Below are 217 nucleotides of genomic sequence, written 5' to 3'. Positions count from 1 at the left end.
CCTGGCCGCAACGACCAACACCGGCGACGTGTCCAACCTGACCTACGAGCTCCTGCAGACGTCGGCCGCGGGCTGCACGGCGAGCACCACCGGCACGACGGTCGTGGCCTCCGGTACCGCCGTCACCTCGGTCAGCGGCGCCAGCACGATCAGCCTGGCCAAGGGAGCGACGTCCACCGCCGCCGGGGCGCCGGCTTACCTGTGCTTCAAGGTGACC

The 217-nt window shown here is 71.4% G+C and carries 1 pseudogene; it reads left to right on the top strand.

The annotated features are described in order from the left end of the window. Window positions 1–217 (top strand): annotated as a pseudogene (locus BN358_RS26355) (hypothetical protein); the annotation flags it as partial.

It is taken from the genome of Sedimentibacter sp. B4 (assembly GCF_000309315.1).
GTDB classification, from domain to species: Bacteria; Bacillota; Clostridia; order Tissierellales; family Sedimentibacteraceae; genus Sedimentibacter; species Sedimentibacter saalensis.
The sequence above is the reverse complement of the archived record's forward strand: the minus strand, read 5'-3'. Positions and strand labels throughout refer to the sequence as shown.